Origin of the sequence: Acidocella sp. MX-AZ02, assembly GCF_000306035.1 — a bacterium.
Classification (GTDB): domain Bacteria; phylum Pseudomonadota; class Alphaproteobacteria; order Acetobacterales; family Acetobacteraceae; genus Acidocella; species Acidocella facilis.
Genome location: NZ_JH976211.1, coordinates 37,448 through 51,321, shown reverse-complemented (window position 1 = coordinate 51,321; position 13,874 = coordinate 37,448). Strand labels below are relative to the sequence as shown.

Below are 13,874 nucleotides of genomic sequence, written 5' to 3'. Positions count from 1 at the left end.
GCTAGACCGAGCGCACGAATTTAGACCCAAAAATGCGGAGTTGTTTTTATTAGTAAGTTAGCAGTCTAAGCTGACATTCCTTACAAAGACAACCTCAAAATCAGCGGACTGGGAGGGGTATGATAATACCCTCTTCGGAGGCGACTGAGCACCACCGAGGTCGGAACGTCTGTTTCTGCGCTCGCTACGTTGCGACACGCCGTTCTGTCGAAAGCTTGTCTAATTTCCGATGCGCTAGTCAGACGAAAATCACTCTTTCACGCATTCAAAAAGCACAATTGAGTGCTTCACGTAAGCCGCTCGAAGCTCCCTGCCACGCCTTATCCGTATCCGGTCCAAATCTAAGTGCTGGTTTATAATGGGCCAATTTATGTCTGAACACATTTGGAGATATTGCGGCTACACACGACGCTTAATGCTTAAACCCATCACGTCAGTAGCGCGCTGAGCCAGCCATCAATTAGCCGGGCGGGGTTTAAAAACTGCTATTTCTGTTTAATGCAGTGGCTCGTGTATCCCTCGACAGCATTTACAAGCTAGCAGTTAGTCGACTTATGTGACCTTTCTAAAAAACAAAGATGTTTGCTCGAGGTAAGCGTCGCCTGGGACGAAATATTCCAACTCGAAGCGGGGAAGATATTTATGACGGGCGTACGCTTCGGGTATGAAACTCTCTCCATAAAAACTTGAGTTCATGCGACCGCCGCCACCGACGCCTGGAATATTAGAATGTACGAATTTTCCAGAATCGTAATCTTGCCGAGCTTGGTTGAAATCTTGAAATAGCTCCGAGAGAGCCATGCTATACCCGGATAATTGTAGGCCCTTTAATTCTTCGCAAACGGTAAAAAAATCACGGCTTCGCGTGGTCACCGCAATGACTCCACCCGGGACAAGCACTCGCCAAAACTCGTTGATCCAGGCAGCAGCTGCATCCTCGGATAAGTGAGAAAACACTGAGTAAGCTACAACGAAATCAAATCGTTCGTCGGGTATCGGTGTAGGCGGATACGGGTTGTTCACAATGAAGTTATTTGTTCTGAACGATCTTTGGCATATCTGAACGAACTCTTCGGTGACATCCGTACCGAATACCTCGCGTAGCCCGAGATCTCGAATAAAGCAACGAGCGATACGTCCCCATCCTGTTCCAAAGTCCAGCAATGATGAGCCTTTCTGGAGTGATTTTCCCATCGCTTCGAAGTATTCTTTGCACCGACTATAGAAGGCAAACGCCTCGTTCACAGCATGAACTCCAGACTTGCCTACGGTGTTCAGCTGTAGCTCATCTCCGGGGAAACTTGGCAGAGGCTGACCTTCGAATATAACGGTTTGCTGTTGCGCACTGTCCCGTAGCATCTGTAGCCACTCGGTATCACTGATCATAACTTCTGCCGTCCAACTTTTTAGGAAAGGTGAATCCCAAGTCAATTACGTCGCATTAGTCCAAATTGGCAACCCCTGAAGTTTGACTTAAAGAGGCATTTTATTGATTATCGGCCGGAACGTCCTCTAAGAACAGAAACAAGAGCTTGACGATGGCCGCCTCCTTATTCGTACCCATCCGGTGAGTGACGCGTCGCTGATTTGGATTACGGCTTCCAGTTCTAAGGGAGGAGTTGGTTGAGTTGGCGTACCGGATGATCGTTGATCTGGCGGAGGGTATCGGCGAGCCAGGCTTGCGGATCGACATTGTTGAGCTTTGCGGTGACGATCAGGGAATAGATTGCGGCGGCGCGTTCGCCTCCGCGGTCTGATCCGGCGAACAGCCAGGCTTTGCGGCCCATAGCGATGCCGCGCAGCGCTCGCTCGGCGGCGTTATTGGTCAGACAAATTCTTCCATCATCCAGGAACCGCGTGAAGCTTGGCCAGCGTTTGAGCATGTAGTCCATGGCCTTGGCGATCTCGGCATGGCGCGACAGATTGGGCCGCTGGGCGCGCATCCAGGTCTCAAAAGCCTCGACCGGTGGCTTGATTTGCGCTTGGCGCACGGCTTGACGCGCCTCGACGCTTTGGCCGTTAATATCGCGCTCCAGGTCAAAGATGGTATCGATCTGCCGCAGCCGGCGGCGCCGGCCCGCCAAAGGGACGGTCGTCACGGACATAGGTCCATAACCGGCCGGTGGTGGTTTTGCTCTTGGCCAGTACGGGCACGGTGGTGTCATCGCCGTGCAGACGTTCAGCTGCCAGGACATGGGCGCGGATCATGTCGCTCAGTGGGGCCAATGTCGCGGTGCAGGCGCCAACCCAATCAGCAAGAGTGGAGGTATCGAGCTCGATGCCCTCGAGGGCAAATCTTTCACTCAATCGGTTGAGCGGCAAATGTTGGCCAAATTTCTGCTCCAGAATGGTGGCCAGCAGGTTCGGTCCGGCGCGGCCACGCGCAATGGGATGGAATGGCGCCGGCGGCTGAATGATGGTCTCGCAATCGCGGCAGGAGAATTTTTCCCGCACCGTCTGCACCACCTTCCACTGCCGGGGAATGACCTCCAGCGTCTCGGTGACACTCTCACCGAGCTTGGCCAGGCGGGTGCCGCCACAGCAGGGACAGGCTCCGGGTGCCGCAATGACCACGCGCTCACGCGGCAGATGTTCGGGGAGCGGGCCTCGCACGGGTTTGCGCCGTGACACTGGGGCCGGCCGCGCGATCTCGGAGGCGCTGACCTCCTCCGATTGTGTGGCCTGAAGTTCCTCGAGCTGCAGTTCCATCTGGTCGAGCAGTTTTTTGCTGCGCTCGGATGAGGCGCCGAATTTATCCTGGCGCAGCTTGGCGATCATCAACTCCAGATGCGCAATTGTCGCCGCCGCACCTGAAAGCTTTTGCTCTGCTTCTAACCGTGCCGTCCGCTCGGCGAGCAACGCCGCACGCAGGGCGGCGGGATCCTCCGGCAAGATGTCAGGCAGCACTTCCATAGCACGAGTGAATCATGGATTGGCGCGTTTGGGACCCCCAAAAATGCAGGCAACGCCGAAAAGTTTTATCCCACCACGCTGGGCCGCCAGGTCTGCTGCGGGTTCCGCCAATCTATGCCTTAAAGCATATAGCCGAGCTGTGCAGGAGAAATGACCACGCTGCCATCAACAGGCGTCGGCCATACAAAGCGGCCCTTCTCCAGCCGCTTGGCGTAGAGCGACATGCCCAGCCCGTCATGCCAAAGGATTTTTACCAAATCACCGCGCTTGCCGCGGAATACATACAGGTCGCCAGCATAGGGGTCACGGCCCAATGCCTGCTGCACTTGCAGCGCCAAGCCGTTCATGCCCCGGCGCATGTCGGTCACACCGCTGGCCAGCCAGACCCGGACGCCAGACGGAACAGGGATCATCCCTTCGCTACCGCAATCACCGCCCGCAGTGTTGCGGCGTCAGCTTTGCCATAGAGGCGCAGGACAACGCCGCCGGGAAAACTCAGTTCCAACTGCCCAGTGCCAAATCGCGCCGGTGCTGGTGCCAAATCGGCGTTCAAGGAAGATAAAGCCGGCTCAACAGATTCACGCGCCCGCAGCGGTAAAAATTCCGGTAAAACCGAGATCACGCCCAACTCGCCCGACCGAGCCTTGCGGCGCCAATCAAAAATCTGGCTGCGTGCCACGCCATGCCGCCGCGCCACATCCGCAATCACAACCCCAGGCGCATCCAACTCAGCCACAATCCGTAGCTTCTCTTCATCACGCCAACGCCGCCGGCGTTCAACACCCGTAATAATCTCCATCCGTCCCGTCCATAATGACGACCTTAAGGACGTACTTATGGACACCAATCCAAAACCTCAGAAGACGGCACTCACCGGGGGGATACCCTTATTCACCCCTTCGTCAGGAACCGAAAGAGGTCGGCTGCGACCTCGCCTACCTTGAGTTTCCTCACGGAGGTCCAGCATGTGCAGATGCGGGCAATGCAGGCGAGCGGCCGGCTCTCATCCAGGGCAAATCAAATCGGCGCGCTCGTCCCGTCCACTAGGCGCTCATTTTCGGTCAAGCTGGTGAACGGAACACCGCACCGATGGGCGGGCTCAAGCCAGCGGTGCCAATGCGGAGAGAATGTGTTGCGGATGTTTGTCACCCTGGGGATCGACCTTGCGTCCTTCAGAGCAAATGCCAACGATGGCACGCCCCACCGCATAATCGTCAATTCCCGCAAGAAGTTGCATGATTCTGAATCCCGCCTCCCGATCGCGAGGGTTTTCTGCCCAACGCAGAAGCGAGAAAAGGTCCTTGATGTGGGTTGCCTCCGAAAACTTTAGGCCGCCAACTGCTGCAATAATACGAAGAACTTGTTAGTATTCAGTAAATGGTAAGCCGCGACACGGTTCACGTCATATGGGTCACGGAACTGGGCAGATTTCTGCTGTTATAGATCGCCGTAGCAACATGGTTCGCGGCCTCTTCGTATCCGTGGATAATCAGTTGATCCAACGCTTTCGACGCATCTCTGATAGTGGTTATGGACTTCATTGTTTCGGCTAGATTTATAATCTCGAGTGTCGCTGCGGCGCGGAGGGCATAATGGCTTATAACGGCAGTGCTTTTGTCTGAAAAATGAGAGACTGAGGAGCTAAACGCGCAAAGCATCCCAACGGTTTCTTTTTTTCTGCCGATAATGGTGGTTCCAATGACTGATTTGATGAACGGAAATGAGGAGAAAACCGGATCGTTTGCATATTTTACGATGCGATTAAGAGGCTTTATATGAGCGGCTCCCGAGTGTTTCAAGATAGAACTGCAAATGTCGCCAGTAAGCAATTCGCTGTCCCCGACGTGAATACCATCCGTGAGGTGCAAAGCGTTCGGAAAAAACGAGGCCGAAACGTAATCAACATCCAGCTTGTTTGCCATTTCCACCGCCAAAGCGGTTAAAAAGCATTCCAGTTCGCCTTGCGTGGAATCAATTCTTTTATCTACTGCGTTACCGTGGGTCGGGTGAAAAGAGATCGTCTTATCCATCACAAACATAGCGCGCTTCCTTTTCAAGCCGTATCGGCAGTCCCACCCAAACTTCATAAGGTTCTGCTTGCGAAGACAAACTGGCGTCCTAATTATTAACAGGTGATTGTTAACCGAATTTAATTAAACCTCTAATTTTGCAAGCCGAGAATGCTTAGTGAGCGTACCTATGCCGCATATCAATAGTGCAACCTATGGTAGATTCGCGAGCTATAAATCCGGGAGAGGACTTGATATTGCATATATATTCCAATTAACTAATTCATTTTGCTAACAGATAGCGCGGCAGGAGGGTGCCTCCTTCTTAATGTTGCTAAGCCTTCTGGTTTGGTTCTTGCGTTGGCGATTTCTAATCCTCGGGCGATAGATGATATCTGTACAGAAGTTAACCGTCATAGATCGCCGTCCGTATTTTCTGGCTGGGCGTCAGGCGAACCTGACCTAACTCGAGTTTGCGCCCCAGATGGTCGGAGCCGGTTCGCTGGATTGTAAAAGTTGCTTGTCGCAAATCTGCCGCAATGGTTCAATTGCCAAACAACCCGGGGTTACATTGTCGGCTGCCTTTTTTTGGAGGCTGAGCTTTTTGACGTTACTAGCCCTTCCGCTCCTAACAGAGGCGCAGACTGTCTATCAAGCGCAGAGCGCCGCCCAACAGCATTCCTTCAAGGATACGGTGGTTTGGTTGAATACTAAGTCGGGTATCTATCATTCTGAGGGCGACCGTTGGTATGGACGCACCAAGCATGGCGCTTATGTTTGCCAATACAAGCAGCTTTATACCGCCTCGCGGGAGTGGGCGCGCAATCCGCCGCAGCCGCAATACCGGTGGAAAATGCTGAGCAGATGCACGACTACATCCTGTTCATGGACAATACCGGGTTGCGCCCGGATGAGGCGGGGAACCTGGAGCACCGGGATGTGGCGATCGTGACGGATCATGCCACGGGGCAGAGGATCCTGGAGATCGAGGTGCGGGGTAAGCGTGGGGTGGGGTTCTGTAAGAGCACGCCGGGGGCGGTGCGGCCTTATGAGCGGCTGCTGAACCGGCCGAAGCCAACGCGGGGACTGCAGAAGCGGAATTGCTCAAAGACGAACCCGAATGAGAAGCTGCCGGTGGAATTGCCGGAGCCGACGGACAAGGTGTTCCCGCAGGGCGGGCAGTTGAAGCTGTTCAACCGGATTTTGGACAAGGCTAAGCTGAAGGCCGATCGGGATGGCAAGCCGCGTACGGCTTACAGTCTGCGTCATACTTACATCTGCCTGCGGCTAATGGAAGGGGCGGATATTTATCAGATCGCGAAGAACTGCCGGACCTCGGTCGAGATGATCGAGAAGCATTATGCAGCACACATCAAGAACACCCTCGATGCCGCCGCCATCAATGTGATGCGGCCGAAGGCGGCCAGGCAGGCGGAGAAGCAGGCGAAAGCCGTGACAAATGGGAAGGGCAGGGGCGGTAAGGCAATTGGTAAGGCGAGGCGAGGGGAAACGACTGTACCTGAGGCCCGAGAGGCCGAGTTGCGGGTCACGGATACGGATCTGGCGCCAGGGGCGCTGACAGAGGAAACTAATGGGTAGCGCAGGCTCTGCCGGTTGGGGACGGGCGTGGGCCCGGCCAGACAGCGAGCCGCTTGGCGGATCGAGCAAAAAACGCACCCCTTGCGGGTGCGCAATCAGGGGCTCGGCCCGATTAACTGTTTGGTCCCTACAGCTTCAATAAAAATCATGGCGGTGGGGAATAAGATGCTAGGGGAATAGCGTAACCTGATTACCTCCCTGGCGCTTTGACAGATACATCGCCTCATCTGCGTGTCTGAGCAAAATTTCCGGTTCGGAAAAATCCAACGGATAGAGGGTGGCGCCAAGGCTAGCGGTGATTTTATGCTGATCATCCCACCGATTGCAGTTAATGCTGATGGCAATGACGATGCGGTTGAGGATCGACAGAGCTTCCTGGGTTGAACGCAGAGCTTCGAGGATGACAACGAATTCGTCGCCACCAAACCGCGCGACCATGTCGATATCGCGTATGGCGCTTTGAATGGCATGGGCCACGAGAAGCAAGCGCTGGTCGCCGGCGGCGTGGCCTAGCTCATCGTTGATCTGCTTAAAGCCGTCAAGATCGATCACGGCGAGGGCCATCAATGACTGAGTCCGGCAGGCGCGTTTTTGGGCGTCGACAAGGCGGAGCATAAAGGTTCGCCGGTTGGGCAAGCTCGTCAGGGGATCGGTGAGGGACAGGTTCTCAAGCCGAGTCTCCAGGGCCTCACGGTAGATAGCGGAGCCGGTGAGGGCGGCGAACATTTCGGCAATGGCGAGACTTGTGGCGCTTGGGGGGGGGGCAGGCTCATGGTGCAGCCAGGCGACAGCGATGGCGCCGTTGAAACCGGCGGGGCCAGGCAGCGGCACAACTAAATTGGCACGCAGCCCCGCCGCGACAAAATCAGGCATGGAATCCGCGCTATGGGGGTAATCCGGTGTAAACAGTGCCTGACCCGATACGAGCGCGCGCCCGACTGTGCCTTCACTGGCGGAAAAGCTAAATTTGACTATGGGGGTTTGGTTGAGCTGCTCCAGCCCATGGAACAGTTTATAGCGCAATTGCTCAGGGCCATCGTAGACGATTAGGGCAACGCCATCAGCGCCCAAGAGGCCGGCTAGGCTCTCGGCGGCAGCGGCAAAGAATTCCGGAAAGGAGAAAATTTTGAGCAAGCCCGTCGTGGCCTGGACAGCCATCTCCCAACGCTGTCTGTCATCCCAGGGTGACTGCTCTATATCGTGCATATGTTTATGTCCGCATGGCCTCCGTTTGACATCCGTATCGTCCCAACTAGGCCATGGCGAGTGTGTGCGGCCCAAAAACCGACGAACTCAAGAAAGTGTGATGTCTTTTGTGGTCCTGGCAAGCTCTGCCCAGCATCCGCCATATCACTCTCGAGGTACAATACACATTATAGTTTACAAACTTAAAATGTGTAAGCGGGCGACGCATGCCGCATCGACATGCGGCAATTAGTGGGACGGAATTTTGCCCGGCTGCGCAAGGTCATGGGCCTTACGTAAGAAGAAGTCGAGGTGCCGTCAGGGGTGAGGCAGCAATATTTGACCGGCCTAGAGCGGGGGCAGAGGAATCCGACCGTGATCACGTTGTATGAATTGGCGCAGGTGCTCGAAGTTACCGTGGCTGATCTGGTACAGGCGGATGAGGAAAGAAAAAACGCCAGGTAACGCCGCTATCCCACGTGAGCCCGAGGCACGGCAATCGAGTCACGTCTTGAGGCGTCCGGGGTGATGACTGCGGAGAATAACGAGTAATGCTACACTGGTCTGAGGAAGCCTATGGCCTAACAAAAGCGATCCGCCTGGCGGATTGCCAGAGAGCGCTCACCCGGCGGGTGCGCAATCAGAGGCTCGGCCCCGCTTAATAAGTCGCCAATGTAGGGTGTATGTCTCTGACTGCGATTAAGCCACCTCTCTTAATGTCGAAACGAAACGTTCAGAGAAAAACTTCCGAGTTTGGTAAAGAACGGACGATAGCGGCCTGTCTGGTGTGGAGCGGAAAATAAAGTAAGCGGCCATTGGCGACAGGCGGCATGGGGTCCGGTTGGACATAGGCCGACCCCGGAGTTGGTCTTAAGAATGAACGCTCGAGGCGTCCAATGCCAACCGCAGCGCGCCCATATCTTCCAAGGGGCCACGTATATTGTCGCCTCAATCGCCTATTATTACAAAAGTCAGGGGTAACCGTGCTTCTAAAGCGCTAAATTCTTGGGCCGAAATGGACGGAGCGCAAAATAATCCATGGACCATGCCATCGAGAGGACGTCTCAAAACTCGTCCCAATTCTCGTCGCTCGTGGCGACCAACCTGGTGCCAGTAGTTACGTTGGCGCCCAGGCATGATTTTTGTTTCGCGGCTTTACGGACAGCGGGAAAGCCTTGAACGCTGCTCACCGCAGCTTGACTTCGCCTATCCCGCCCCAATTCAAAGCGACGAACGAGCTCGTCCATCGCCATCACTTCTTTCTGAAGATTGGAAGCGGCGGCATTCGTCTCTTCAATCATGGACGCATTTTGCTGCGTGACTTGGTCCATCTGGTTTACCGCTGCGTTCACCTCGGCGAGCCCGGTAGCTTGCTCTCTAGCTGAGGAAGCGATATCTGCCATCAGTTGGTCGAGGTTCGTAATGTTCGTAACAATGCCAGTGAGCGCTGTGCCGGCGTCGCCGACCAACTTCACGCCTGCATCGACATCCCCAGAACTCGCGGTTATCAGTCCCTTGATTTCCTTCGCGGCGGCTGAACAGCGCTGCGCTAGTACCCGGACCTCGGAGGCGACTACGGCAAATCCGCGACCTGCATCACCGGCTCGCGCCGCTTCTACACCAGCGTTCAGCGCGAGAAGATTCGTTTGAAAGGCTATCTCATCGATGACGCCGACAATCTGTACAATTTTCTTGGAAGACGTGGCGATCTTCGCCATGGCATCGACGGCATTCAGGACCGTCTGCCCTGACTTGACGGCCTCCTCCTTGGCTGCGTTCATGGAGACGGCAACAGCCTGGGCCCCTTCAGAACCTCGTTTTAACGTGGTACTGATTTGATTGAGAGCTGCAGCCGTTTCCTCCAACGACGCGGCTTGCTGTTCTGCACGACGAGCCATCAAATCGGAAGCCGATGAAATTTCGCTGGATCCGAGGTGGATGGCTTCGCTAGCATTGACCACGGTCAGCAAAGACAGGCGCAGGGTCTCACGAGCGCGGTTATAATTGTCTCTGAGTTGCTTGTAACCGTCGGCCACCTCCTCGGTCATAGTCGAGGTCAGATCGCCGGCCGCAAGGCGCTGCAAATGCGCGGCGAGCGCAGTGGTGACCTGCATCAACTCTTGATCCGCCTTTGCCTTCTCACGGGCCTGGGTTTCTTCGGCCTCGATGTTAGCAGTAATGTTCTGAGCGAATGCAATCACTTTCATAACGCGCTTCGAGCGATCGAGCACCGGATCATAGGCGGCCCGCACCCAGACAACTTTGTCATCTTTGCCGCGACATTTGAAACGTCCGGAAACCGCCCCACCCGACTTTAGCTTTTGCCAGAAATCATGGTATTCTTGCGACCCTGCATAAACTGGCTCCACAAAAGTGCGATGATGTTTACCCACCACTTCGGCCCGGGTGTAGCCGAATACGGATAGGAAATTGGCATTTGCTTCTATGACATGACCGTCTGATGTAAACGAGATCCCGACCTGTGATCGGTTCAGCGCTTCCAGAGTCAGGAATGCCTCGTCGCGCCACGCGTCTAAGTTCCTATCCTCTTTGAGCTTCCCGAACATGTTCTTTTCCCTTGACTGCGATCCTACCGTTTGGATGTTTTTTACCCTTGCATACAAAACGTAAATGAAGGTCTAATTACTAATTTACTCTTATGAATTTTGTTAAAATCTTCGATCCGATGGCAGAGTGAATCGCTCTTGTAGAATTGGTTCAGGTCAAATTGCCTAAGACTATAAACAAACGAGTCAACTTACTCCGCAGATCTGGGAGCGTAAATTCTGGCGCCAAAACCTTATGGCCCAAATATTTGCTGATGGTATTCTCGATAAGCCCCCGTCCACCGATTAATTCCGCTAAGAGGGATCTTTGACGAATATGCCAACGACCGATCACGCTGATTAAGTCCATGGCGATCACATCTGAAAACCTCCGTCAAACCAGCCAGGGAGAGGCGAAGCACAAGTCAAATGTCAACCAGAATCAGTTCATGGAGAAATAACTCAGCGGCTTTCCACGATCGATGAAGCTTAAAGGGACAACGGGCATCGCGGTATATGTAGGTTAGGATATGGCCGGTGGATCGATTGCTAGATGGCCACCTTAAATACGCTGACGCTTAAGTTTCTGAATTGACTAAGTCTACGTCATCTTTGCTAAATGGAATCTTAACAAACCCCTGGCATTTGATTACCTCATCATGCGGGATGGAGTGCATTGTGGCACGGCGTAATACTTATCAAGCAAACGTCGCCTTCACGCTGACACGCGCATTTCCTGCTTTGCTTTTAACGGGAGCAGTTGGCGCTTTGGCAATTCTGCTCCTCACTTGGTCTGCGAAGCAGACTGATCAGATTTCTGTCCTACGGCAAGAAGAAGTAGTCGTTCATATCGTCTCTCAAATGCGTGCCCAGATCGCACACGACCAGGAAAGCTCGACCGTTTGGGACACCGCGATCCAAAAGACCCGAGCAGATGATACAGAATGGATGGATAACAATTTGGGCACTTGGATGCACTCCTATTTTGGTTTTGATGGTGCCTATGTACTGAATTCTCAAAACATCCCGATTTATGCCTTCGCTAATGGTACAATAACTGCTCCCTTGGCCTATGACGCGATCGGCGCGCAGGTTGCACCGCTCGTTCGAATCCTACGACATAACATGCGTGATGGCGTCGGTACCATGATGTCCGGGGACACACTTTCGCCAGGCGTCGCCGATATCATGGTGATCTGCGGCCACCCAGCGATTGTCAGCGTTAAACCAATCGTGTCGGATTCAGGAAGTATCAAGCAGGTCGCCGGCACCGAGTATTTACATGTCGCAGTTCGCTTCCTCGATGGCTCATTCGTCCAACAGTTGACAAGCGAATACTTGTTCGACGGACTACATTTCGCCTGGCTTCCTATGCATAGCCCGACCGAGGCAGCTTATCCAATTGATAATAATGCAGGCAGGCTGGTTGGTTATTTCATCTGGCGCCCAGAGCGACCTGGTACCACTATGCTGGCAAAAGCCATGCCTATACTCGAGGCGCTTCTTTTCCTGGCGCTAATTACTGTCATGGGCTTCGTGGCGGCTGTCCGTAGTCGCTCACTTATGCTACGGGCAAGTGAGGTTCGGATGCGCCATCTGGCGTTTCACGATCCGCTGACGAGTCTGCCAAACCGCATGTTTTTCAACGAGTGTGTAGATGAGGCCCTCGATGAACGCGGGGGTGCTTCTATCGCGCTGCTCTACCTTGATCTTGACCGTTTCAAAGAGGTCAATGACTCATTGGGCCATCCAGCCGGCGATGCGCTAATTAAAGAATTTGCCACACGCCTCCGCGCCTTGGTTCGAGATGGAGACGTTGTCGCCCGCATTGGCGGCGACGAATTCACTATCATGCTAGTCAATGTCTGTAGCAGGGAAGAGGTCGAGCCGCTGTGTACGCGCATTGTAGAGTCGGTTCGCAGACCATTCGACCTTGACGGTAATCGAATGTTTGTTGGTCTGAGCATCGGCGTGGCGATTGCTCCCCAAGACGGAAATAGTCGCATTGAATTGCTTCGAAAGGCTGACATAGCGCTCTACAGTGCCAAATCCGCTGGGCGGGGGCGCTATACATTTTTTGACGCGAGTATGGACGATGCCATTACTTTCCGGCAAGAAATCGAGATGGATTTACGCGCTGCTCTTCAAGTCGAAGGTGAGATCGTTCTGCATTATCAACCGATCTACTCGGCAAACGGCTATGCAATCACAGGATTTGAGGCTCTCCTGCGCTGGCGTCACGCCAAGCATGGTTGGATTTCGCCAGAAGTGTTTATCCCAATTGCCGAGGCAAGCGGCTTAATCGAGACGCTCGGCGAATGGGTCCTCCGAGAGGCATGTCAGGCGGCGCTCAATTGGCCACACCGAACAGTTGCGGTCAACGCTTCTGGCGTCGAACTTTCGAATCCTCTCTACGCAACGAAAGTTGCAACTATCCTACGCATGACCGGCTTACCGGCATCACGTCTCGAAATCGAGCTCACCGAAACTGCCGCAGACAGTCATGTGGGGGCCGCAGCAGACAATCTTTTATCGTTACGGGCACTTGGCGTTCGAATTGCCATCGATGACTTTGGAGTCGGCTTTTCGTCCCTCGCACGGCTCAATCATATCACCGTAGACCGCGTTAAGATAGACCGGAGCTTCATCAGTGGCTTCGGAGATCAACACGGTGATGAGGCGATCGTTCGGGCGATCGTTGATCTTGCTCATACTAAGGGGCTAAGGGTCACCGCTGAGGGCGTGGAAACGCAGCAGCAGCGCGATGGCCTAACCCGGATCGGTTGCGATAACCTTCAAGGCTTTATGTTTTCGAAGGCGCGACCTGCGGTTGAAATTCCGAGAATACTCGAGAGCTTCAGCGAAGTTGCGAACGATAAAGTTTTACCTGACAACCCTGTCTTCCAGTGGCTGTAGGTGGTTAGGCTGTGTTGAGCACATCTTCGAGAGTGCGGCCCGATCGCGTCAAATCGATCCAGTTCTCTTGGCTCTGGTCGGTTGTTAACCGACAGGCTGCTAATTTGGTAAAACGAGCCCCTTGCGACTGCGATAGGCAGTATAGTGCCCATCGAAGCGATTATATTAAAAAAATTCAACTAGAAGTTTACTTTTCGGAAATATAGGGCATATTGAATATCAACACTTATTGAAAAATGGGCTGGGGCTTATGGCTAAAGAAAATATAGTCTCGAAAATAATATCGTTCATGCCAAAGGCGATTGCGGAGCTTCAGGCGGCAGAGAATTTTGAAGCCGCAGGTTTACTTCGGGCGAACCAGCTTCTCCTCGAAGCTTATTTTCGTCCCTCAGACAAGGGAGACGAGTCATTAGATCGGGTGACCGCACTTCAACCCTCGTAGCAGAGTGCGTTACCGAACCACGTTGAAGCCTGTTCCACTGCAGATGTGGGTGGGACGCTTGTTCTTTTCTGATCGCCTCCTTGAATAGCCAAAGTTACCCGGATTTACCGTAAGGGTTGCGCCGGACCTGAGACAGTGTCGTTGGTGGAAGGCTCCAGCGTCGCTGCCTTTGGTTGCAGGGACATCGGCGTGTTATTAGCGGTTGGTAGGGGGGGAGGTTGAGAGCCGAGATGGACGGCGAGATTCGCTAGGGGTAGATCATAG

At 53.9% G+C, this 13,874-nt stretch carries 11 protein-coding genes and 1 pseudogene; 4 read left to right on the top strand and 8 right to left on the bottom strand.

The window, feature by feature from the left end; genetic code table 11:
• Positions 1-552: 552 nt before the first annotated feature.
• The 6 genes and pseudogenes from MXAZACID_RS18490 to MXAZACID_RS16565 form a co-directional block, all read right to left on the bottom strand.
• Positions 553-1,386, bottom strand: coding sequence for a class I SAM-dependent methyltransferase (locus tag MXAZACID_RS18490; protein WP_083878875.1), 834 nt, complete (start codon positions 1,384-1,386; stop codon positions 553-555).
• 221 nt (positions 1,387-1,607) lie between these two features.
• A pseudogene (locus MXAZACID_RS16575) lies at positions 1,608-2,913 on the bottom strand (IS66 family transposase).
• 119 nt (positions 2,914-3,032) lie between these two features.
• Positions 3,033-3,326 carry an IS66 family insertion sequence element accessory protein TnpB gene (gene tnpB, locus MXAZACID_RS16570; protein ID WP_008495679.1) on the bottom strand — a complete coding sequence of 98 codons (294 nt, stop codon included), beginning with the start codon at positions 3,324-3,326 and terminating at the stop codon, positions 3,033-3,035.
• Positions 3,323-3,712, bottom strand: a complete 390-nt coding sequence (locus MXAZACID_RS18485) for a transposase (RefSeq protein ID WP_083878872.1) — start codon at positions 3,710-3,712, stop codon at positions 3,323-3,325. The genes tnpB and MXAZACID_RS18485 overlap by 4 nt, the downstream gene beginning before the upstream one ends.
• 300 nt (positions 3,713-4,012) lie before the next feature.
• The gene (locus MXAZACID_RS19510; RefSeq protein ID WP_168118459.1) at positions 4,013-4,150 is read right to left on the bottom strand and encodes a hypothetical protein; all 138 of its coding nucleotides are present in this window, start codon (positions 4,148-4,150) and stop codon (positions 4,013-4,015) included.
• Between the two features lie 160 nt (positions 4,151-4,310).
• A complete protein-coding gene (locus MXAZACID_RS16565; RefSeq protein WP_205619854.1) occupies positions 4,311-4,943 on the bottom strand; it encodes a hypothetical protein in 633 nt (210 codons plus the stop codon).
• A gap of 792 nt (positions 4,944-5,735) precedes the next feature.
• Here MXAZACID_RS16565 and MXAZACID_RS16560 point away from each other — a divergent pair.
• Complete coding sequence (locus tag MXAZACID_RS16560) at positions 5,736-6,521, top strand: site-specific integrase (protein ID WP_051060413.1); 786 nt, start codon at positions 5,736-5,738, stop codon at positions 6,519-6,521.
• Positions 6,522-6,689: 168 nt separating this feature from the next.
• On the opposite strand, the gene MXAZACID_RS16555 is transcribed toward MXAZACID_RS16560, so the two are convergent.
• Positions 6,690-7,727 carry a sensor domain-containing diguanylate cyclase gene (locus MXAZACID_RS16555; RefSeq protein ID WP_008495675.1) on the bottom strand — a complete coding sequence of 346 codons (1,038 nt, stop codon included), beginning with the start codon at positions 7,725-7,727 and terminating at the stop codon, positions 6,690-6,692.
• 291 nt (positions 7,728-8,018) lie between these two features.
• Between MXAZACID_RS16555 and MXAZACID_RS20350 the strand changes: the two genes are divergently transcribed.
• The gene (locus MXAZACID_RS20350) at positions 8,019-8,171 is read left to right on the top strand and encodes a helix-turn-helix transcriptional regulator (protein ID WP_333490054.1); all 153 of its coding nucleotides are present in this window, start codon (positions 8,019-8,021) and stop codon (positions 8,169-8,171) included.
• Between the two features lie 599 nt (positions 8,172-8,770).
• On the opposite strand, the gene MXAZACID_RS16545 is transcribed toward MXAZACID_RS20350, so the two are convergent.
• Positions 8,771-10,273 carry a PAS domain-containing methyl-accepting chemotaxis protein gene (locus MXAZACID_RS16545; RefSeq protein ID WP_008495673.1) on the bottom strand — a complete coding sequence of 501 codons (1,503 nt, stop codon included), beginning with the start codon at positions 10,271-10,273 and terminating at the stop codon, positions 8,771-8,773.
• Between the two features lie 657 nt (positions 10,274-10,930).
• Here MXAZACID_RS16545 and MXAZACID_RS16540 point away from each other — a divergent pair.
• Both MXAZACID_RS16540 and MXAZACID_RS19875 read left to right on the top strand, forming a co-directional pair.
• Positions 10,931-13,168 (top strand): EAL domain-containing protein, encoded by a 2,238-nt coding sequence (locus MXAZACID_RS16540; RefSeq protein WP_051060414.1) that lies wholly within the window; start codon positions 10,931-10,933, stop codon positions 13,166-13,168.
• Between the two features lie 250 nt (positions 13,169-13,418).
• Positions 13,419-13,610, top strand: a complete 192-nt coding sequence (locus MXAZACID_RS19875) for a hypothetical protein (RefSeq protein ID WP_205619853.1) — start codon at positions 13,419-13,421, stop codon at positions 13,608-13,610.
• The last annotated feature ends 264 nt before the right edge of the window (positions 13,611-13,874 follow it).